Below are 21,675 nucleotides of genomic sequence, written 5' to 3' on the forward strand. Positions count from 1 at the left end.
GTGCACGCGGACGGAAATGTGGGTCAAGCCCTTAAGAAGTAGTCGCGACTTTCCGAAGTTATAAGGCGATGACGTCAGCTGCAAATTGATTACTTATACAGCGTATTTGAGTTGGTGTTGTGATGAGAACGAAACTCGTGCCGATCGTGCCGATCGGGTTGATTGCGCTCGCACTCTCGGCTTGCTCGGAAGGCGGCTCAGAGAGCTCGTCGGAAGATATCCCTGAACCGCGGACTATCACCAACATTGACGAGCTGTCGCTTCCATTGGACGCGTATTCTGCAACTCTCGACGAAGTCGTGACCTACCAGCGTGCTGTTGACATCATCCAGCGCGACTGCTTGGCGAGTTTCGGAATTGAAGTGCCTCCACAGCCCGACGAATTCTATGCGCAACAACGCGAGAGGCTTTCATTTTTCAGATCGCTTGTGGGATTGACCGATCGAGACGAGGCCGAGCAGTTCGGGTACGGCACGGAGCAGGCAGAAGAGGAAGAGGAAGGCGGGGTGCGAAGCACATTCGCCCAGTTGAGTCCGTCGGAAGAGGATGTCCTCGACGGGAACGTCGACGCTTACAACGGGCAGACCGTGCCGGAAGGTGGGTGTGCAATGGAGGCCACTCGCCAACTCAGCCCTGACCGTGTCGACAGTTGGGTGCCGGTCACGCAGTCAGTCTATGTCGGTGAGGAAGACATGAGAATGCAGGCACACTTCGCGGCACAGGCGGATCCGGCATTCTCTGACCTCAACGCCGACTGGAGCGAATGTATGGCTGAGTCAGGCTACGACTACGCAGATCCCACAAGAATACCCTTGCAGCGTTCAGCCGGGGAGGCGCTGGGCGGAGAGGAGCGACAACTGGCTCTCGCTGACGTGGCATGCAAGGAGCAGGTGAATTACCTGGGCAGGTGGGAGGCAGTTCATATCAAGTATGAGCAAGAGGCTATTGATGCGAATGTCTCGGAGCTCAAAGAGACACAGGAGCGGCTGGAGGCGCAGCTGGAACTCGCGGCGAGCGTGGTCGGCGGAGAGTAGCGAGCACCGACGTGGTGCAGCGGACGGATTGGGGTCGAGGTGCAAGGCGAGTCCCGAACGTTACGGCATCGCCGGAGTTTCCTGCTTGCATTGGTGGGTGCCGCAATGCTGGGCGTGCTGGCGGGTATGGCGGCCTCGACCTGGGTGAAGTCACCTCGCGAGGTCACCGCCGAGTCGGAGCCTCCACCGCCCACCCGACTAACCGAAACCGTGGATCGGCGAGTCCTGGAAGAAACGGTCGTTCTGCGGGGGACGGTGGGGTTCGATCGTACGGTGGACGTACGGGTGCGCCCAGGTGAAGGGGAACGGTCGGAGCCGATCGTCACCGCCGTCCAGAGCAGCAACGGTGACGACGTGAAGGCTGGGCAGGTGGTGGCTGAGGTCGGTGGACGGCCTGTGGTGGTGTGGCCCGGGAGTGTGCCGACGTATCGGGATCTTCGGCCGGGCGCCGAGGGTGACGATGTCGCTCAATTGCAGGCGGCCCTAGAGAACGCTGGGTTTGGTGTGGGGTCGGACACCGCCGGTGTGTATGGCCCGGGCACGAAAGACGCGGTGAGGCAATTTTACGACTCCATTGGCTATCCCGTGCCTACAACGGGCGATGAAGCGGAGGTTCGGGCAGCCGCCGACGAGGTCGAAGCTGCCGAACGTGTCCTTGAGGATGCCCGCGACGCGCTCGAGCATGCAACGTCGGCCGCTGCCGGGAATGCTGACGAGGACGGCGCCACCGAGAGTGGCGGTGGGGATAGCACGGACGATCATGATGCCGGTTCGCCGGACAATGCCGCCACGGATGTGGACGAGGCAACGAAGCAGGTAGAGAGAGCTGAGGAGGATCTCGAGGATGCTCGGGAGGCGTATCACGCGACAGTAGCCACCTCAGGTCCGATGGTTCCCCGTAGCGAGTATGTGTTCCTCCCGGAACTTCCGGCCCGCGTGGTGCGGGTCAATGCGCGTGTGGGCGAGACCGTGAATGCGGACCAGGCGCTGCTGGTGCTCTCTTCGGGACGGCTGGCGGTGACCGCAGATCTACAGGCTCGCCATGAGCGGCTCGTCCGGGAAGGGCAGGCCGTGAAGGTGCTGTCCGAGGCGGCCGACTCGTCGGTCGAGGCGGAAGTCGCAGCTGTTGAACGAGTGGAGCGGCAAGACACCTCCGAGCAGGATGACACCGCGTCCGGTAGTGGCGGCGAAGAGGCCGGCTCGGTCGCACAGGCGCGGATTCGGGGAGATTTCCCGGACAAGATGGCAGGGGCCGATGTGCGAGTGACGATCATCGCCGCCAGCACCGAGGAAGCGGTGCTGGTCGTTCCCACCACGGCAATCTTCGGAGATCCGGATGGGACAACCCGAGTGATCTCGGTGGACGGGGAACGTCAGGAGCGAGTTGAGGTCACCACCGGCACGTCCGCGGACGGGTTTGTCGAGGTGACGCCTGCGGAGGATCAAACCCTGTCCGAGGGCGACGAGGTTTTGGTGAGCGAATGATTACGGATGCGGTGATCGAGTTCGACGGTGTGGGCCGCACCTATCCGGGCCCGCCACCGGTGCATGCACTGCAGCCGACCACCCTGACGGTACGAAAGGGCGAGTTTGTCGCTGTCATCGGGCCGTCCGGATCCGGGAAATCGACGTTTCTGAATATCACTGGTCTCCTTGACCGTCCGACGGCTGGGACGTACCGCCTCGACGGCATGGACGTGGACACGCTTGGCGAATCCGAACGCACGGCGTTGCGGGGTCGACGGATCGGGTTCGTCTTCCAGGCGTTCCACCTGCTGTCGCACCGCACTGCGGTCGAAAATGTGATGGTGCCGATGGCCTACGCCGGCGTGGCCCGCAGGAAACGGCACAGGTTGGCGTTAGAAACGCTACGCCACGTCGGCCTGGGACATCGGGCGCAGGCGATGAGCAATCAACTCTCCGGTGGTGAACGTCAACGGGTCGCGGTCGCGCGGGCTCTGGTGACCCGTCCAAGCCTGCTGCTCTGCGACGAGCCGACAGGAAACCTGGACACCACTACCGCCGGCTCCGTGCTCGAGCTGCTGGACGGGCTGCACCGTGACGGCCAAACAGTGGTCGTCGTCACGCACAACCCCGACGTGGCTGCACATACCCAGCGGAGGCTGCTGATCCAGGACGGACATGTCCACGAGACGACGCAGGGCGCGTTGGCATGATTGTCGAGCCCACTCGCCTCGGCATACGTGACCTCGCTTCCGAAGCCCTGGCCGGGATCATCGCCCGTCCAGGGCGCTCAACCCTGACCGTGCTCGGCACGGTGCTGGGGATCGCAGCATTCGTCGCCGTGCTCGGCCTGACCTCTACGGCCACGAGCCAGATCAGCGTCAGGTTCACCACCCTGATCGCAACCGAAGTCAGGGTCCAACCGACCGGGACCGTAGAAACCGCGGGGCGCACCACCGGCCCGATGTTTCCGGACGATGCCGAGGCCCGGGTGGAGCGCATCAACGGCGTCCAATCGGCGGGCATATCCTGGTCCGTCGGCCTGGACCAGGTCCCGGGCGTCGCCCCGGTCAGCACCCTCCCTCCGGGAACCGGAACCGCCGCCGACGCCGAGTCATTCGAGATCATGGCATCCTCACCCGGCTACTTCCGCGCGATCCACGCCGAGTTCGCCGCCGGCCGCGCTTTCGACACGTTCCACAACACGCACGCCGAGCCCGTAGCAGTCCTCGGCGAGGCCGTCGCCCGCAGACTTGGCATCACTCGCCTGGACACCAGCCCCACCGTATTCCTCGCTGGCGAGCCGTTCAGCGTGATCGGTATCCTCAACCAGGCCGAGCGCACGCCGGAAGCACTGCTATCGGTGATCACACCCGCGGGCACAGCTGAACAGATGTGGGGTCCGCCCAGTACAGCCAATACACCTCAGATGATCATCGATACCGAGGTGGGCGCCGCACAGCAAGTCGGCGACCACGTTTCCCTCGCCCTGCGGCCGAACGCCACTGACCAGTACGACATCACCGTCCCACCAGACCCACACACCCTCCGCGATCAGGTCAACACCGACCTCAACATGTTGTTCCTGACGCTGGCAGCAGTTTCCCTCATCGTCGGCATGGTCGGCATCGCCAACACCACCCTGGTAGCCGTGCTCGAGCGCATCGGCGAAATCGGGCTACGCCGAGCCGCCGGAGCCCGCCGCCGCGATATCGCCCTACAGTTTCTGTCGGAATCCGCCGGGCTCGGCCTGCTGGGCGGCCTCGTCGGCACCTCCCTCGGTGTCATCACCGTCGTCGCCGTGGCCGTCGTCCAAGAATGGACACCCGTCATCGAACCCGTCGTTACCCTGCCGGCACCACTGGGCGGCGCAATCATCGGACTGCTCGCCGGGCTCTATCCCGCATGGCGGGCCAGCCGCATCGAGCCAGCTGAAGCACTTCACCGCTGAGCCGGCCGTGACGTCAGCACGCGTGCTCGATCAGCCACGAACACTTCGTTACGGGTCCCGATGACGGCCCGGAGAACGGCCTCGGCACCGGCGGCGAGCAGTTGCACGCATGGCTGTTCGACGGCGACTCCGAGGCCCGCGGTGGGGGTCGGCCTACCGGTCATCCGGACCGCCGCGGCCAGCCTTCCGGTGGTCCACGAGATGCTGGCCACGGGTGCAGTGCTGACGGGCAGGCGGACGTTCGATGCGGCTGGCGGCTGGGGCGGCGACAGCGCAGCTAGCGCTGCGGGCCGGAGTGCTGGACGAGGTGGTCGGCCACGCGTAGCGCTAGCTACCCATCGCGCACCGCCGCAAAGACCAGCATGTCTCGGCGCTGCCCGTTGATCTCCTGATGACGTCGTAGCAGTCCTTCACGCACGTAGCCGGCACGCTCAGCAGTACGTATCGAACCGACATTCCACGGCTCGATATACAGCGCAATCCGAAACAGTCCCGGCACCGTCCATCCGAATGCCGTCAGCGCGATGAGCGCATCAGCAGCCAACCCGCGTCCCCGAGCCGACGGCGCGATCGAATACCCAGCACTGCCTCGGCCTTCTCCCAGCTCCTTGAGCCACAGCCCACAGTGGCCAGCCGCCGCACCGCTTCCTGCCTCAGCGATCGTGAACGAAAACCCCGCAGCCTCGACATGTCGCTCCCGCTGCCGGTGCACCCAGGCCAGCGCCTCATCCTCGCTGGCATTCACCGGAAGAGAGCCGATCGCCGGGACATAAGGATCTGTCGACAGCTCCCGGGCCATACCCACGTCCGTCTCACACACCGCGCGGAGCACGACACCGCCGTGGGCTGGCGGCGTGTCCGGCCAGGGAGGCAGCGACGACGAACCCACACGTCCAATTTCAGCACGCCGATCCAGACCGCACTAACCCCCGCACGCGGCCGAGATAACGGGCCATCAAACATCCGCTGCTGGCCAACCACAAGGTTTGAAATCTGACCCGCCGCGATCACCCGGCCGTCAGAGGCGTTCCGGGAGGGCAGCGACGTAAGCCTCCAGGTCGTATCGGCGTGACGATGATCTAGTCAGGAGTGAGATAGGTGGGTGGTTGGGAGTATCGCGCCGACCAAGTGGCGATCTCGGTCAGGGGCCCGGGCCTGAGGGAGTAGATGCGGCGGCTGGCCTGCTCGGTGTAGCTGACCAGGCCAGTCTGCCGCAGGATGCTGAGGTGTTCTGAGACGGTCGAGTGGCACGTGGCGAAGCTGCGTGCGAGTTCCCCTGCGGTACGTGGCTGTTCCGAGAGTAGTTCGATGATTCTCCGCCGGGTGGGGTCGGCGATCGCTCGGAACGGGTCTTCTCCCGCCTGTGGTCGTGGCATGATTACATAGTACGGTTTTCGTCTAAACCCGAAAGGTATTGCCATGAAGTTCATTTCCGTCGTCTCTGTCCCGGTCAGCGATCAAGAGCGCGCCAAGAGCTTCTACCTTGATCAGCTCGGCTTCACCCTCGTCGCCGAGTCCACCTTTGGCGATGACCTGCGCTGGATCCAGGTCGGAATACCTGATGCCCAGACCAGTCTGACGCTAGTGACCTGGTTCGACGAGATGCCACCCGGATCACTGCGCGGGCTGGTGATTGACTGCGAGGACCTGGACGAGCAATACAGGACACTCGCCGACCGCGGCGTGCCGTTCAACGGCCCCCCAAGCAGACAGCCCGGCGGTGTCTTCGCGATCCTCAGCGACCCAGACGGCAACCAGCTCAGCCTACGCCAAGCGGGCAGTTGATCGAGCTGACCGAACGGCTGAAAGGCCGACCAAGCCCCCGGGGATATCTCGGCTGCAAGATCGAGTGGGCGCGACCACTGAGATCCCGATTCGTCGGCCGGTCGGGGTGAAGATAGCTACAACCCGATTCGGCATCCATCACTACCGACGTGGACCGGCTCGCCGCGACACCCTTGCTGTCTGTACACACAGCGGGAAACACGAGGAGACGAGATCGGTGACGCACATCGTCGAAATTGCAGACGTCACGAAACGATATGGCGACGCGAACGCGGTCAACCAGCTCACGGTGACGGTCGACCAGCCCGGCATCCACGGACTTCTCGGGAGGAACGGAGCCGGTAAGACGACACTGATGAAGCTAGTCGCAGGACATCTCAAGCCAACCAGTGGAGAAGTCCGCATCAACGGGGAGGCATGCTCGCCGCAACGGATGTCGCGTTCAGTCTCCTTCGTCGAGAGCCGGGCGTCACAGTTCAACATGGGCGCCTCTAGTCTCCTGAGGGCCGCACACCAGTTGCACAACGATTTCGACGATGAGTTCGCGCGCACGATGCTCAGCAAGTTCGAACTAGATCCGAAGAAGAAGTACAAACGGCTCTCCTTCGGGATGCAGACGATGGTGTCGACGATCATCGGACTGGCGATAAACACCGACGTCGTGATGCTGGACGAACCTTCCCTCGGCTTCGACGTGGTCATGCGTCGCCGCTTCATTGACCTCCTGCGCGAGAGCCTGGACCGGCACCCGCGGATCATCCTCGTCTCCACTCACCAGATGGACGACATCGCCAGGGTGGCCGACCACCTGCTGGTCATCGACGCCGGCACTCTCCGCGCTCGGGCACCGATGAGCGACATCGCCTCGCAGTTCGCATCAGCCGACGACTACTTCCTCAGCGTTCTGGAGGGAAGCACCGATGAGTAGTCCCACAATCGTGTCGAATGGGTCGATCAGCAGTAAGGCCTGGACTGTGACCCGGCTCAGCCTGTCCAACCTCGCCCTCGCCTGGGCGGTGCTGCTGGCGTGCTTCGCGCTGGTCACCATTCCGAGCGTCATTCAGGTCGTGCAAGCGGGGCCGGACGAGTATTTCGACAACAGCTATCTGCTCAGCAGCGGCAACGCCTTCTACGTGCTGATCTTCATAGCGCCCGCGGTCGTCGCCCTCAGCCATCTTATGAAGGTCATGTACCTCAACGCGGCCAAGGAAACATTCCTCGCGGGTGCGGTACTGCTCTACGCTCTCCTGGCCGCGGCGGTCTCGGCAGCCAACCACGCCTTCCACTACACGCTGGACCAGTCATGGGAACAGACGTTCCAGGTCGTCAATCTGGCCGCGATCTTCGGCTGGACGGACCACGGCGTGCTGGTCGGATTCCTCCAGCAGTTCGCATTCATGTTTCTGGTCGCCATCGCCGTCCATACGCTCGCGTCGCTACAGCGCTCCTGGGTGGGCTGGTTGGTCGACCTGATGTTGATTGGCCTGTTCAGCGCATCGCTGGTCACGGAACCGCTGGTCAGTGTGCGCTCGTGGCTGTCTGAGGTGCTGGTCTCCCATTCGAGTGCGCCCGTCCAGATCGGCTCCTGCCTGGTCGCGGCTGCGCTCCTGTATGGGATCGCATTGAAGGTGCTGCGCCGAAAGGAGCTCTGACCCGCAGCCCCAGCTCGAGCACGCCTGCCGTCTCCGATGTGCCGGGGCCGGCGGGATGCGATAGCTCAGGCGACCGGCAGGTCGACGTCGCGCACGACGTCCACAGGTGACGGGTGCTCCAACTCCATTTCGGCAGCCAAATCCTTCGACGCCTCGACGTCTTCAGGATCGTTGCGCAACGCCTCCGCCTCAGCCCGCATCCGCGCACGGCGCTGTTCACGTTCAGCCGTCAAGATCGCTTCACGCGCAGCCTCCGAACGCGACTTACCATCCCTGGCCAAGGCGGCCAATGCGCGCTCAACCACAGCATCCGTGCGAATCCTCAGCGTACCCATATGACATATGTGTAACACAATTCCTCGTGCATTCGGCCGCGACTGGGAAATTCACGAGAACACCCCACCCGCTGTGGCCGGTTACGGCCATGTTGCGGCAACCCGTCTTGACCAGGGACAAAGCGGCGTAGATCGTTGCACACAACCAGGTGCGAACGCCGAGTTCGCGTCGCCGGAGCGATTCAGGAGGGATCGACACCATGGCCTCGACACGTGCGAGATGGTTGCGCAGAGTGCAACGACGGTGGGGCATGGCCGTCGCCATCGCGACCGCCACGATGATGTCCGCTGCGCTGCTGACCGGCTTCACTACCCAGGCACAGGACTCGAGCCAGTCAGTGGATCTGGAGGAGTGCCCCTGGATGGACACATCACTGTCGCCGAGCGAACGTGCCCGCCTGCTTCTGGACGCGTCAACGCTGGCGCAGAAGATGCGGTGGATCGTCGAGCATCCGGCGACGCGACCCGATGGCACCACATTCAGTGGTGTCGAGTATCCGGAGGCGTTGCCGTGCACTCCCGATGTCCAGTTCACCGATGGAGCGTACGGCGTACAGTCCGGCAACCCACCCGCGACCGCCTTCCCCGCGCCGATCGCTGAAGCATCGATGTGGGACACGGAGGTCACCCACGAGAAGTACACGACGGTGGCGCGCGAAGCGTGGGGAAACCGCCGCAGCGTCATCCTCGCCCCAGGCCTGTCCGGCGGGCGGAACCCGCTGCTGTCACGGACGTCGGAGTACCTGGGTGAGGACCCGGTCCTGGCCGGAGTCCTCGGTGCCCGAGCCGTGCAGGGCCTGCAGGAGGCCGACGTCCCGATGATCGCCACACCCAAGCACTACGTCGCCAACGAGCACCGCTTCGACGAGAACACCTCGTCGAGCAACATGGACGAGCGGACGCTGCGCCAGCACTACGACCTCCCGTTCGCCATCACGATCAAGGAGGGCGACCCGGGCTCGATCATGTGCTCCTACAACGCCGTCAACGGCGCGAGCATGTGTGAGAACCCCGAGGTTCTCGACCTGCTTGATGAGGCAGGCTTCGACGGATTCGTGATGTCGGACTTCGGTGGGGTGTATTCGACGGCACCGTCGCTGAACGCCGGCCTCGACATGGAGCTCAACCGGCCGGTCTATTTCACGCCGGAGAACCTGCACGCCGCGCTCGACGCTGGTGAGATCACCGAAGGGCGCATCGACGAGGCCGCGTTCAATGTGGTCCGGTCGTTCATCGAGCACGGCCTGTTCGACACACCTCGACTGGACGAGCCGGCCGAGGAGATCGTCACGCCAGAGAGCGTGGCGCTGGCCCGGAACATGGCCGAGAAGGGCACCGTCCTGCTGAAGAACGACGATGCGCTGCCCATCGACGACGAGCCGCTCACCATCGCCGTGATCGGCCGGACCGCGTCCAACGAGCCGACCGACGGTGTCAGCGCGATCACGGTGTGCGGCGCGCACGGAATGCAGGGCCCTGGCGGCCGGGTGAACTGCGATGACAACGTCGCACCGCTGGATGCGATCACCGAGCGCGCCGCCGAGGCGGGCGCCACGGTCGTGTACGACGACGGCACCGATCCCGCCGCAGCCGCCGACGTCGCCGCCGGGGCGGACGTCGCGATCGTCTTCGGCTACACGTACACGGGTTACTCGCAGGACTACACCGACCTGCGGTTGCTCGACGGTGGAGACGAGCTGATCCAGGCCGTGGCGGCGGCCAACGATCGGACCATCGTGACGTTGCAGACCGGCACGGCGGTGGAGATGCCATGGCTCGACGACGTCGACGCCGTGTTGCAGGCGTGGTACGCCGGTCAGCAGATGGGGCCGGCGCTGGCGAACCTGCTCTGGGGAGATGTCAACCCGTCTGGCAAGCTGCCGATGACTTTCCCGGAGTCGTTCGAGGACACGCCGGTCGCATCACCGGAGCGGTATCCAGGAATCCTGGATGACGACGGCTGGCGCCAGGTCGAGTTCAGCGAAGGTCTCGCCGTCGGCTACCGGTGGTACGACAGCCAGGGCATCGAGCCGCTCTTCGAGTTCGGGCACGGCTTGTCGTACACCACCTTCGAGTACGAGAAGTTGCGGGTCACTCCCCGCAAGACCGACGGCACGAAGGAGATCCGAGTCAGGTTCCGGGTGACCAACACCGGCGATCGCGCTGGCCGGGAGATCGCGCAGGTCTACCTCGATCTGCCGGACGAAGCGGGCGAGCCGTCGAAACGCCTGGTTGGCTGGGCCAGCGTCGAGCTCGAGCCGGGTGAGCACGAGAACGTGATGGTCCGGCTCGACGCCGATGATCTCGAGAACCGGCACCTGCTCGACTACTGGAACGAGTCGTCCGGCGAGTGGGTCACGCCGGACGGCAGCTACACCGCGCACGTCGGCGCCTCGTCGCGCGATCTCCCGCTGGAGGAGACGTTCGAGGTCCGCTGACCACGTCCGGCCACGTCCGCACACCACGCGTGTAACGGGGGTGCCCGTGCCCTGCGCCGGGCACCCCCGACCACGCCGCGACGCGTGCCCGGGGAGCTTGGCCCATGGACGGCGTCTCGAACCCGTCCCGGTCGATAGCGGCCCCACGTTACGGAATCGTGAGGTCGCCCTCTTGTAGATCGGTCTACATCAGCGTAGATTGCTCTACACTCCGACGAAGGAGCTGAGCATGGCGACAGGTGATTCGACGAGACACGCGACGATCGAAGACGTCGCGCGCGCCGCCGGCGTCTCCCGGGCCGCGGTCTCGAAAGTGCTCCGCGGCGCTTACGGCGTTAGCCCGGACATGCGCCAGCGCGTCACTACCGCGATCAAGGAGCTGGGCTACCGGCCACGAGTATCCGCGAGGGGAATGCGCGGCGCGACGTACACGCTCGGCATCGAGATCCCCGATTTCACGAACCACTTCTTCGCCCAGATCATCGATGGCGCGAACGCGGAACTGGCCGGCACGCCGTACCAGCTCATCATCGCGCCGGCCGACCCCGTGCATCCGGAAGGCTACCGGGCGATCGAAGCCCTCGCTGATCGCCAGGTCGACGGGCTCGTGGCGGTCTCCCCGATGGTCTCGTCAGCGTGGCTAGAGGACCTGGCACCCCGAATACCGCTGGTCATGCTGGGCCGGCATGACGAGAACCCGCAGAGATACGACACGGTCGTCGGTGACGACGACGCCGGCACCCAGCTGGTGCTCAGCCACCTGCTGGAGCTGGGCCACCGCGACATCGTCCACCTCACGCTTACCGAGGACATCACCAAGTGCCAGCCGGGCACGCCGCACGAGATCCGCCTCCGGAGATATCAGGAGACCATGGTCGAGGCCGGTCTGGCCGATCACGTCCGCGTCGTGCGCGCCGAACCGGGACGGCACGAGGCCTACAAGGCGGCCATGGCCCTCCTGGAAAGTGCGGATCGGCCGACGGCGATCTACGCCGCCCACGACGAGACGGCGCTGGGTGTCTTGCATGCGGTGGCCGAACTGGGCCTCACCGCCGACGACGTGTCGGTGGTCGGCTACGACGATACGGACATCGCCGGCCACCCTCAGATGTCGCTGACCAGCGTCAACCAGTCAGGCATGGAGATGGGAGCCCGCGCCATCGCCCTCCTGCTCGAACGGATCGCCGGCCGGACGAGCCCGCGCCGGCTGACAATTGCCCCCCGCCTGGTGGTGCGCGACAGCACCGCTCCCCCGCGCCAGCAGGAGTCGTCCTCGGCGCACCGCCAGGCAAGTACGGACTGACCCGAGTGGAGATACACCGATGTCGGTTTGGACAGCATTATGAAACGATTCATATCGCGACCTGGCGCCGTCGGTGCTGCTGGCCCGCCAGATGACCAACCAGGCGTGACAGCCCGTCCTGACGACGGGCGTGCGATCACGGCCGAGCCCGATATCGGCACTGCCGGACGGATCAACGGCCGCCCTTCACCTGGCCGCCCACGGTGGCGTGCCCGCGCGGTGCCGTTCTGGTTCCTGATCCCGGCGCTAGCGCTGTACGGATTCGTCGTCATCTGGCCCAGCCTGCAAGGCGCCGCCTTTTCGCTGACCGACTGGGACGGGCTCAGCCCGACGAAAGACTTCGTGGGGCTGGCGAACTTTCGAGAGCTGTGGTCAGACGACGTCGCACGCGGAGCCGTCCGGCAGACGATCATCATCGCTATCGCCGTCACCATCATCCAGAACGGTTTCGGCCTGCTGCTCGCACTCGGCGTGAACACGCAGATACGCAGCCGGAACTTGCTGCGCGTCCTGCTGTTCGCGCCGGCGGTCATTACCCCGGTCATCACCGCGTTCCTCTGGAGGCACCTGCTGGCGCCGACCGGTGCGGTCAACGACGTGCTCGGCGCGGTCGGCCTCGGGGCCCTGCAGCGGGATTGGCTTGGCAACCCCGACCTCGCGCTGTGGTCGGTTGTCGCCGTCATCGTGTGGCAGTTCGCCGGCCTCTCCATGGTGATCTTCCTGGCGGGATTGCAGAGCATCCCGCGAGAGATCTACGAGGCCGCCGCCATTGACGGCACCGGTCCAATACGGCGCTTCTGGTACGTCGTGCGCCCCATGCTGGCACCCGCGATCACGATCAATCTGGTGCTGTCGATGATCGGCGGCCTGAAGCTGTTCGACCAGGTGTGGGTCATGACCGGAGGCGGACCGGGCCGGGCAACCGAAACCCTGTCCACCCTGCTCTACAAGGAAGCGTTCCAGTTCGGCGCGTTCGGTTACAGCATCGCGCTCGCCATCGTGCTCACCGCGTTCGTCGCGGTGCTGGCCAGCGTCCAGTACGGATTCTTGCGGCGTCAGGAGGAATCGGCACAATGACCCGTTATCGGCTGGGCACGTTCTGGCTCGAACTCGTGATGATCGCCGTCACCGCGGTGATGGCGTTCCCGCTCTACGTGCTCGTGAACATGTCACTGCGGCCGGAAGGCAGCGTGAGTTCACCCACGGCTCCAACGACCTCGCCCACGTTGGAGAACTACGGCGACGCGTGGAGCCAAGCGGGACTCGGCAGCGCGCTGCTCAACAGCATCACGATCACCGGGCTCAGCATCCTCATCCTGGTCCTGGTCTCGTCGATGGCCGCATACCACCTGGCCCGGGTGACGGCGATGTGGTCGCGCGGCGTTTTCGTGCTCGTCATGGCCGGGCTGTTGCTCCCGTTCCAGCTCGCGCTCATCCCGCTGTATGTCACCGTCCGGGATCTCGGGCTGCTTGGCTCGGTCTGGTCGCTGGTCCTGTTCCACAGCGGGCTCCAGATCCCCCTGTCGGTCTTCCTCTACGTCGGCTTCATCCGGGCGCTCCCACGCGAATATGAGGAAGCGGCCCGGATCGACGGATCGGGATCGTGGCAGACGTTCCGCCTCGTGGTGTTCCCGCTACTGCGGCCCATCACGGGCACGGTGATCGTCATCAACACCGTACTCATCTGGAACGACTTCCTGACGCCCCTGCTCTATCTCAGCGGGAGCCCATCACAGACGGTACCGGTGGCGATCTACAGCTTCGTCGGCCAATACATCACCCGGTGGGAGTTCGTCTCCGCCGCCCTGGTGCTGGGCGTCCTACCGGTCCTGATCGCCTACTTCGCCATGCAAAAGCACGTCATCAGGGGATTCGCAGGAGGACTCAAGGGATGACCAGCTACAGTACAGCGCCGCAGGAGGCACCGCAGCTCACACCGTTTGGGCTGATGTGCGACCACCGGGTGACGCCACTCGGTATCGACGAGCCTCGGCCCAGGCTGTCCTGGAAGCTCGCGTCGGACCGTCGCGGCGATCGCCAGGTGGGCTACCGGGTCGTCGTCATGCTGCCACCAGACCATCTCAACGGGACCGGCCGGGTGGTGTGGGACACCGACTGGCGGGACGGGGATGCGACGGCCGTCGACTATGACGGCGCCCCGTTGCAGTCGTCCACCCGCTACCGGTGGCAGGTCTCGGTTCGCGACACGGACGGCCGGATCACCGAGACCGCGGAGTCGTGGTTCGAGACGGCGTTGCTGCACGGCGAGTGGGACGCGGCCTGGATCGCGCACGACCCGCTGGTCATGGCCCCCATGGAGCCGCCGCAAGACGACGACCGATCCGAACGCACACGTCACCTACAGCCGGCGCCATTCCTGCGGCGGGCTTTCGATCTCGACGCCCGGCCGGCGCGAGCGCGCGCGTACGTCACCGCCCGCGGACTTTACGAGTTGCGGATCAACGGCGAACGCGTGGGCGACGCCGAGCTCGCGCCCGGGTGGACCGACTACCACCGGCGAATCCCGTACCAGGTGTACGACGTCGGCCACCTCGTCAACGCCGGTTCGAACGTCGTCGGCGCCGTCCTCGGCGACGGCTGGTGGTGCGGCTACATCGGCTTCGACTCGCGCCGACATGCCCAGCACTACGGCGAATTTCCCGAGCTGATCGCGCAGCTGGTGTTCGACTTCCACGACGGCTCGCGGCTGACCCTCGGCACGGACGGGACGTGGCGCGAGACCGACAGCCCCATCCGGTACGCGGATCTGCTGATGGGCGAGTACGTCGACGCGCGCACGGAGCTCGCCGGATGGGACCGGCCCGGGTATGACGACTCGTCCTGGTCCCCCGTCCTTGTCACCAGCACACACACCGACATGCTCGAAGCAGCCAGCGATGAGCCGATCCGCGTGGTCGAGAAGCTGGCGCCGGTGCGTGTCGATCACCACCCGGATGGCACAGCGATCGTCGACCTGGGCCAGAACATGGTTGGCCGGGTACGGCTGACTATCCGTGGAGCCGGGCCAGGTCAGCGGATCAAGCTGCGGTTCGCCGAGATGCTCGACGCGGATGGCAGCGTCTATCTCGACAACCTGCGCACCGCGGAAGCCACGGATGTCTATATCGCGCGCGGCGCCGAGAGTGAAACGTTCGAACCGCGTTTCGCTCTCCACGGATTCAGGTACGTCGAGATCAGCGGATACCCGGGCCACGTCTCGGCCGATGACGTCTCGGGCATGGTGCTGGCGAACGATATCCCGTGGACCGGTTCGTTCACCTGCTCCGACCGGCTCACAAACCAGCTGGTCTCCAACGTCGCATGGAGCCAGCGCGGCAACTTCGTCGCGGTGCCGACCGACTGCCCGCAGCGCGACGAACGGCTCGGCTGGACGGCGGACGCGCAGATCTTCCTGCCCACAGCCATGCGCCAGGCCGACGTCGCCGCGTTCATCACGAGGTGGCTCCGCGACGTCGTCGACGGCCAGCATCCCGACGGGGCCTTTCCGGACGTGATCCCCGAGATCGCGATGACCGGCCCCGGCGCCCCGGCATGGGGCGACGCGGGAGTGATCATTCCCTGGCTGATCTACCAAGAGCACGGCGACGATCGGGTCCTGCGCCGCTGCTTTCCGGCGATGCGGCGATGGGTGGACTACATCCACCGCCACAATCCCGACCTCGTCTGGCGCCACCGGACCGGCCGGCACTATGCCGACTGGCTCCAGGTCGATGCCGCGACGTCGCGGGACGTGCTCGCCACCGCCTACTTCGCCCGCAGCACCGAGCTGGTGTCACGCGCCGCCGCGGCTCTCGGCCAGGACGACGTGGCCGAGGACTACACACGGCTTCGCGGGCGGATCGCGGACGCCTTCGCCCGCGCGTTCGTCGACGGGGACGGACGCGTCGAGGGAGACACGCAGACCGGCTACCTGTTAGCGCTGTCGTTCGACCTGTTGCCAGCCGACCTAAGGCCCTGGGCGGCAAAACGGCTCATCGAAGACGTCGAATCCCGCGGCAGCCGCCTGACCACCGGGTTCGTCGGTGTCGCGCTGCTGTGCCCGACGCTGTGCGCCATCGGCCGTCCGGATCTGGCTTATGACCTGCTGCACCAGGAGGACTACCCGTCCTGGAACTACTCCATCCTGCACGGCGCGACCACGATCTGGGAGCGGTGGGACGGCTGGACCCAGGAATACGGATTCCAGTCGGCCGAGATGAACTCGTTCAATCACTACAGTCTCGGCTCGATCGGCGACTGGCTCTACGGCTGGGTCGCCGGCCTGCGTCAAGCTGAGGATTCCACGGCCTGGCGGCGCATCCTGATCGCGCCCCTTCCGGGAGGCAAGCTGCACTCGGCCGCGGCCACGCAAATCACCCCGCGCGGCCTGGTCAGCACGGACTGGCAGCTGACCGACGGCACTCTCGACCTCCATGTCCAGATCCCGCCCGGGGACGCAGCAGAAGTCCGGCTCCCGACCGGCGATCCCCACAGCGTGCAGCTCAACGGTGATCCCGTCGCTGTCGCCGACATGGACGTCCAGTCCGGCTACATATCAACACGCGTCGAGCCGGGGCAGCACCACATCACGGCTCGCGCAGAGCATCGGCACGAGGGTTGATGATCGAAAGGAGCACGGCAATGCGAAACCAACGACGGTTCGTCACCGCCGCAGTCGCGGCCACGACGATGGTGCTCGCGGCATGCGGCGGCGATGCCGACAGCGACGAGACAACGGAAGGGACGGGTGCGGAGGGAAACCAGGCCGACGCGCCGGCGGGTGAGGACGGTGCGGATCTGTCCGGAACGCTGACACTCTCCGGCACCGCCTCCGACCGCCCCGCAGTCGAAGCGGTGATCGAGCTCTTCGAGGCCGAGTACCCGGACGTGACCGTTGAGACCACGTTCGCCGACACCGAGCCTTACCAGGCGACACTGCGCACGCAGCTGACCTCCGGCACCGCCCCGGATGTGTTCTTCGCGTGGCCGGGTAACGGCAATCCGGGCGCGGTCCAGGTGCTCGCGCCCAATGGCTTTCTGCGGGATCTCGGCGACCGGCCGTGGGCCGACAGCGTGCCCGAAGGCATGCACGCGGTCACCGACGTCGACGGGACCCGATACCTGCTGCCAATGGCATTCAGCGGAATCGGCGCGATCTACAACCAGGCGGCCATGGACGAGATCGGCGCAGCCGCACCCGAGACATGGGACGAGGTGCTCACGCTCTGCCAGACCGCACAGGACGCCGGAAAGGTCGCCTTCGCCCTGGGAAATCAGACCAACTGGGTAACACAGCTGATCAACTACGCGCTCGCGGCGACGAACGTCTACGGTGCTGACGAGAACTTCGTCGACAGCATGGCGGCCGGTGACGCGACCTTTGCCGGCTCGGACTGGGTCGGCACGATGGAACAGTACATGCAGATGAACGACGCCGGGTGTTTCCAGTCCGACCCGCTCGGCACGTCGTACGAGACGACCATCGACATGGTCGCCACCGGCGACGCGCTGGCGGTCGTGCAGGGAACGTGGGCCATCGCGTTGCTTGCCGAGCAAGCACCCGACGGCGAGTTCCGATTGGCGGCGCTTCCGGCCACGAACGATCCGAACGAGACGGTCATGCCTGGCGCGCCGTCCGGCACGTTCGCCGTTAACGCCGAACCCGCTGAACCCGACCTGGCACTGGCGTTCATCGACTTCATGGCGACACCCGAAGCGATGAACACCTTCGCTGAGACCGGTGGATCGCTCCCGGCGATTCCGAACGACCAGTACGAGGTCGATCCCGCCCTCGAAGAGCTCATCGAGTTCCAGAGCGCGGGTCGGACCGTGCCGTTCATGGATCAGCTGTGGCCGAATCCCCGCGTCCAGGAGGCGCATTTGACCGGTGTGCAGGAGATCTTCGCCGGTGAAACGTCGATCGGCGACGTGCTACAGACCATGGACGAGGCGTACGCCAAAGGCCAGTAGCTACACCATCGTGGGGCCGGTCCGCCGGTCGTTCACCTGCCGACAGACCGGCTCCACGTCGCAGCTCACAGCGGATGCGGGCGGATGTCTTTGCGATAGTGTGCGATCCCATCGAGGAGCCGTGACATGCCTGGCACAGCACGGAGACTTCACCGAGCGACGTTGTCACGAGAAGATGTCAAGCTACTGTCGTTGCTGGCCGAGGGCATGCCCATGGCCCTGGTGGCACGCCACATGCACCTGTCCGAACGCAGCGTCCGGCGCCGGGTCCGCACCATCTGTGACCAGCTGGGGGTACGCACGTCGATCCAGGCTGTCGCCTGGGCTGCCCGGCGCGGGCTGGTCTGATCGGTTCTCGCCGACGGCCTCCAGCGTGAGCCCGTCACGATCGTCGACCTGCTGAGCACGGACGAAGGCGCGGATATCGAGTTCGAACCCGAGCGTTTGGTTCTGGCCGCGCGAACTCCTGAGCTGTGAAATACGTCTTGGACACAAACGTGGTGTCCGCGTTGCGAGTCCGAGGACGCAACCGGCCCGTGGAAGCCTGGGCAGCGTCGATCCCCGTGGCCAACCAGTTTCGTGACGGCTACGACCGTCGCCGAGATCGAGCGCGGAGTCGCCGCCATCGCACAGGCCGCCGATATGACCGTCGCGACGCGCAACACCAAGCACTTCGAACCCCTCGGCGTCCGATGCCTCAACCCATGGGAGCCACACACACCGGACGCGAGCTCGACGACAGTGCGCTGACGCCAGCGCGGTTTCGATCCGGCAGCCAGCTGACTCGAGCGAACCGCGCTTGACTCGATAGCGTGCAACACATGCCCATCAAACTCGAGAACGTCGGGATCGCCGTCCGCGATCTCGAAGCGACGATTGCCTTCTTCACCGATCTCGGGCTCACCGTGCTCGGCCGTGACACGGTCAGTGGCGAGTGGACCGACACAGCCGTCGGCCTCGACGGCAACCACGCCAACATCGCCATGCTCCAGACGCCAGACGGCAACGGTCGTCTCGAGCTCTTCGAGTACATCAACCCCGAAGCGATCGAGACGGATCCCACCCGCCCCAACGAGATCGGCATGCACCGCGTGGCCTTCTCGGTCGACAACATCGACGAGGCCCTCGAGATCGCCGCGAGGCACGGCTGCCACCCGCTGCGCGGCGTGGCGACCTATGGGGACATGTTCAAACTCACCTATGTCCGCGGCCCCAGCGGCATCATCGTCATGCTTGCCGAGGAGCTGACGAAGAGCTGACCCCGGCTCATCCCCATGTGGCGCCCCGCAGGGCACGGCGGACATTCGGACGGTGTGACCAGGGTGGTCACTCCACCGCATACAACGTACCGACAATCGCACGACTGAAGCGGCCTCGCCCCACGTCGTACAGAAGCCATGTATAGGGCAGGCCACCAACGGGAGGGGCAGCCAGTACTCCCCAGCCGAGGCCACGGATGGCACATGTTTCGCTCACGGCCCCGATGATGGGTAGCACGCCGATGACGAGGGGTGCTGGTGCGAAGACTGTGGTCAAGACAGCGGCCAGACGTGCTGATGGCCGGTGCCACGGCGACTGAAACTTGGCCACGTATGGGGCAAGAATGGGGAGCAACCGATTTCAGCGGATCATGACCAGACCCGACAAGATCGCCCGTCACTCGCGTTTCCGCAGGTGAGGGGCGATCTACCAATGGTAGCCCCGACGGGATTCGAACCCGCGCTACCGCCTTGAGGCAGCGGCATACCCGCGCCGAGCACACATAGGCTGACCTGCAACGATGCGCTTGATGGCGGTCCGAGCGGAAAGTTGGGCACCTATTCGACACAAACCGTAATTCAACACCGGACACGGTCGGACACCACGTCCATGTGGACACCGTCGAGATCAAGCGAGCATAAAGAGTTCCCCCACAAGTGGCAACACATCGCTCACATCGAATCCACCGAGCCAGAGCAAGCGCCACGATACGCAGGCTAATATGTGCTCTCACCTGACACGTCGGGACGGACATGGTAAGTTTTCTCGATATTCTTAACATATTGAGAGGACATGTTGAAAGAGCTGACACGTGCCCTGGAACCCTGAACTCCCGTTCAACGAGCTACCGCCACTGCCACCGCCCGGATTCGATCTCGAACCAAGGTCAGTCCTCAAAGCGGCCATCGAAGCACGGACTACGCTGGCGACTCTGGCGCAAGCCGGACAACTGCTGCCCAACCCGAACGTGCTAGTCCACGCCGTCCCCCTCCTTGAGGCACAAGCAAGCTCCGAGATCGAGAACATCATCACCACAGCCGACGAGTTGTTCAAGCATGTCGACTCCGGCGGCGGCGACCACGCCACCAAGGAAGCACTCCGCTACCGCAGCGCCCTCTTCGCCGGAGTCGAGGCAATCCAGGAACGGCCACTGTCCGCACGAACCGCGACCATGATCTGCTCCCGCCTTCAGGGTCGAGACATGGATGTGCGCGTGACGCCCGGGACACGGATTGCCAACCCGGCCACCCATGAGATCGTCTACGCGCCACCCGAAGGGGCCGAGGTCATCCGCGAGAAGCTCGCCGACTGGGAGCGCTTCGTGCATCGGCACGACGACCTCGACCCACTGGTGCGCATGGCAGTCGCGCATTACCAGTTCGAGGCCATCCACCCGTTCCACGACGGCAACGGCCGCACGGGACGCGTCATCAACATCCTCATGCTCATCGAGGCCGGGCTCCTGAATGATCCGATTCTCTACCTATCCAGATCGATCATCGTTCGGAAGAACGACTACTACCGCCTCCTGCGCGCAGTGACCGCTGACGGCGCATGGATCGAATGGATCCACTACATGCTCGACGTCGTCCGCGAATCCGCGGCGTCGACCTCCCGCAAGATCGGTTCCATCCGCACCTGCCAGGAAGACATCGGCGAGCGCGCACGTGCAGCAACGCCCGGCGGACGGGACGCGCGCTTCCTAGCCGTGTTGTTTGAGCAGCCCTACTGCCGGATCGGCACAGTCGTTGACCGGTGCGACGTCTCCCGCCAAACCGCGTCGACCTGGCTCCACGCACTCGTCAGGGCGGGTCTGCTTCAAGAAGTCAAGATCGGCCGTGACCTGCTCTTCGTCAACCACGAGTTCCTTGACGTACTCACCCGTGCCGAGTGACGAACACACCGACTCCATAGATCCAGGCTCGCACACCTACCGGCGAGGGCTTCCTCGACGTCGCCAAAGACGTCACCAGCCGCCACGTCCACCAGAACAAGCACACACGAACGTAACTAACCAGCAGGGACAAATCACCCCCGGCAGGAAGGTATAGCACTGCCCAATAGAGCCCGTTGAGGGCGACCGCCCCCCGTCGTCGCGGCTCCGAGCCGTCGCCCACGGATGGCGGCATGCCCGGCCGAACCTCCACCAGGTGCACGGTCGGAGATGGCGTCGGCATCGGGCGGGATCAGCCGCCAGGCGACGACGGCCAGCACCAGGGCCACCGGAGCCGGCGAAGCGAATGTCCAGCCAACTGATCTCCGTCAGTACACCGGCAAGCACCAGGCCGGTCGAGAATCCCCATGCCCCGAACGCCGAGTACGTGGAGACGGCCCGCTGGCGTCGCACCAGCCGGCGCCCGCCGATCAACGTGACACCCATACCGATCGCAAACCCGGTGACCACCCAGTGCAGATCGGCTCCATCCGTGCCGAAGTCGGCTCCGATGTCCGCGACGGAAACCAGAGCCGTCGACACCTCGAGC

21 protein-coding genes are annotated in these 21,675 nt (G+C 65.1%); 17 read left to right on the plus strand and 4 right to left on the minus strand.

Annotated elements, in window-relative coordinates; all coding sequences use genetic code 11:
• Window positions 1-122 precede the first annotated feature (122 nt).
• From DPM12_RS14065 to DPM12_RS14080, 4 genes are all read left to right on the plus strand, one after another.
• On the plus strand, window positions 123-1,034 hold the full coding sequence (locus tag DPM12_RS14065) for a hypothetical protein (protein ID WP_112258971.1): 912 nt from the start codon (window positions 123-125) through the stop codon (window positions 1,032-1,034).
• A 93-nt stretch (window positions 1,035-1,127) separates the two neighbouring features.
• Window positions 1,128-2,519 (plus strand): peptidoglycan-binding protein, encoded by a 1,392-nt coding sequence (locus tag DPM12_RS14070; protein ID WP_112258972.1) that lies wholly within the window; start codon window positions 1,128-1,130, stop codon window positions 2,517-2,519.
• A complete protein-coding gene (locus DPM12_RS14075; protein WP_112258973.1) occupies window positions 2,516-3,211 on the plus strand; it encodes an ABC transporter ATP-binding protein in 696 nt (231 codons plus the stop codon). Before DPM12_RS14070 ends, DPM12_RS14075 begins: the two co-directional genes overlap by 4 nt.
• Window positions 3,208-4,449, plus strand: a complete 1,242-nt coding sequence (locus DPM12_RS14080) for an ABC transporter permease (protein ID WP_112258974.1) — start codon at window positions 3,208-3,210, stop codon at window positions 4,447-4,449. The genes DPM12_RS14075 and DPM12_RS14080 overlap by 4 nt, the downstream gene beginning before the upstream one ends.
• On the opposite strand, the gene DPM12_RS24495 is transcribed toward DPM12_RS14080, so the two are convergent.
• The 3 genes from DPM12_RS24495 to DPM12_RS14095 all read right to left on the minus strand — a co-directional run bounded on the left by DPM12_RS24495 (window position 4,440) and on the right by DPM12_RS14095 (window position 5,825).
• Complete coding sequence (locus DPM12_RS24495) at window positions 4,440-4,661, minus strand: hypothetical protein (protein ID WP_158542889.1); 222 nt, start codon at window positions 4,659-4,661, stop codon at window positions 4,440-4,442. The two genes, DPM12_RS14080 and DPM12_RS24495, sit on opposite strands and share 10 nt — an antisense overlap.
• A 119-nt stretch (window positions 4,662-4,780) precedes the next feature.
• A complete protein-coding gene (locus tag DPM12_RS14090; RefSeq protein ID WP_211658979.1) occupies window positions 4,781-5,338 on the minus strand; it encodes a GNAT family N-acetyltransferase in 558 nt (185 codons plus the stop codon).
• Between the two features lie 190 nt (window positions 5,339-5,528).
• The gene (locus DPM12_RS14095) at window positions 5,529-5,825 is read right to left on the minus strand and encodes an ArsR/SmtB family transcription factor (RefSeq protein ID WP_158542890.1); all 297 of its coding nucleotides are present in this window, start codon (window positions 5,823-5,825) and stop codon (window positions 5,529-5,531) included.
• Between the two features lie 43 nt (window positions 5,826-5,868).
• Here DPM12_RS14095 and DPM12_RS14100 point away from each other — a divergent pair, with 43 nt between their 5' ends.
• The 3 genes from DPM12_RS14100 (at window position 5,869) to DPM12_RS14110 (ending at window position 7,886) form a co-directional block, all read left to right on the plus strand.
• Window positions 5,869-6,234 (plus strand): VOC family protein, encoded by a 366-nt coding sequence (locus DPM12_RS14100; protein ID WP_112258977.1) that lies wholly within the window; start codon window positions 5,869-5,871, stop codon window positions 6,232-6,234.
• A gap of 217 nt (window positions 6,235-6,451) precedes the next feature.
• Window positions 6,452-7,162, plus strand: a complete 711-nt coding sequence (locus tag DPM12_RS14105; RefSeq protein ID WP_158542891.1) for an ABC transporter ATP-binding protein — start codon at window positions 6,452-6,454, stop codon at window positions 7,160-7,162.
• Window positions 7,155-7,886 carry a hypothetical protein gene (locus DPM12_RS14110; RefSeq protein WP_123788416.1) on the plus strand — a complete coding sequence of 244 codons (732 nt, stop codon included), beginning with the start codon at window positions 7,155-7,157 and terminating at the stop codon, window positions 7,884-7,886. The genes DPM12_RS14105 and DPM12_RS14110 overlap by 8 nt, the downstream gene beginning before the upstream one ends.
• Window positions 7,887-7,951: 65 nt before the next feature.
• Here the strand turns inward: DPM12_RS14110 and DPM12_RS23630 are convergent, their stop codons facing one another.
• Entirely contained in the window at window positions 7,952-8,119 is a 168-nt protein-coding gene (locus tag DPM12_RS23630) for a hypothetical protein (protein ID WP_211658980.1), read from the minus strand.
• A gap of 302 nt (window positions 8,120-8,421) precedes the next feature.
• Between DPM12_RS23630 and DPM12_RS14120 the strand changes: the two genes are divergently transcribed.
• From DPM12_RS14120 to DPM12_RS14170, 10 genes are all read left to right on the plus strand, one after another.
• Window positions 8,422-10,659, plus strand: coding sequence for a beta-glucosidase family protein (locus tag DPM12_RS14120; protein ID WP_112258981.1), 2,238 nt, complete (start codon window positions 8,422-8,424; stop codon window positions 10,657-10,659).
• A 229-nt stretch (window positions 10,660-10,888) separates the two neighbouring features.
• The gene (locus tag DPM12_RS14125) at window positions 10,889-11,962 is read left to right on the plus strand and encodes a LacI family DNA-binding transcriptional regulator (protein ID WP_112258982.1); all 1,074 of its coding nucleotides are present in this window, start codon (window positions 10,889-10,891) and stop codon (window positions 11,960-11,962) included.
• 105 nt (window positions 11,963-12,067) lie between these two features.
• Window positions 12,068-13,039 carry a carbohydrate ABC transporter permease gene (locus tag DPM12_RS14130; protein ID WP_211658981.1) on the plus strand — a complete coding sequence of 324 codons (972 nt, stop codon included), beginning with the start codon at window positions 12,068-12,070 and terminating at the stop codon, window positions 13,037-13,039.
• On the plus strand, window positions 13,036-13,857 hold the full coding sequence (locus DPM12_RS14135) for a carbohydrate ABC transporter permease (RefSeq protein ID WP_112258984.1): 822 nt from the start codon (window positions 13,036-13,038) through the stop codon (window positions 13,855-13,857). Before DPM12_RS14130 ends, DPM12_RS14135 begins: the two co-directional genes overlap by 4 nt.
• Complete coding sequence (locus DPM12_RS14140) at window positions 13,854-16,583, plus strand: alpha-L-rhamnosidase (protein ID WP_112258985.1); 2,730 nt, start codon at window positions 13,854-13,856, stop codon at window positions 16,581-16,583. The genes DPM12_RS14135 and DPM12_RS14140 overlap by 4 nt, the downstream gene beginning before the upstream one ends.
• A 20-nt stretch (window positions 16,584-16,603) precedes the next feature.
• A complete protein-coding gene (locus tag DPM12_RS14145) occupies window positions 16,604-17,932 on the plus strand; it encodes an ABC transporter substrate-binding protein (protein WP_158542892.1) in 1,329 nt (442 codons plus the stop codon).
• Between the two features lie 126 nt (window positions 17,933-18,058).
• A complete protein-coding gene (locus DPM12_RS14150) occupies window positions 18,059-18,280 on the plus strand; it encodes a LuxR C-terminal-related transcriptional regulator (RefSeq protein ID WP_112258987.1) in 222 nt (73 codons plus the stop codon).
• A 231-nt stretch (window positions 18,281-18,511) separates the two neighbouring features.
• Complete coding sequence (locus DPM12_RS23635; RefSeq protein WP_211658982.1) at window positions 18,512-18,682, plus strand: PIN domain-containing protein; 171 nt, start codon at window positions 18,512-18,514, stop codon at window positions 18,680-18,682.
• Between the two features lie 71 nt (window positions 18,683-18,753).
• The gene (locus DPM12_RS14165) at window positions 18,754-19,191 is read left to right on the plus strand and encodes a VOC family protein (protein WP_112258988.1); all 438 of its coding nucleotides are present in this window, start codon (window positions 18,754-18,756) and stop codon (window positions 19,189-19,191) included.
• 812 nt (window positions 19,192-20,003) lie between these two features.
• Complete coding sequence (locus DPM12_RS14170) at window positions 20,004-21,086, plus strand: Fic family protein (RefSeq protein ID WP_112258989.1); 1,083 nt, start codon at window positions 20,004-20,006, stop codon at window positions 21,084-21,086.
• Window positions 21,087-21,675: the final 589 nt, after the last annotated feature.

It is taken from the genome of Phytoactinopolyspora halophila (assembly GCF_003287285.1).
In the GTDB taxonomy this organism is placed as follows: Bacteria; Actinomycetota; Actinomycetes; order Jiangellales; family Jiangellaceae; genus Phytoactinopolyspora_A; species Phytoactinopolyspora_A halophila.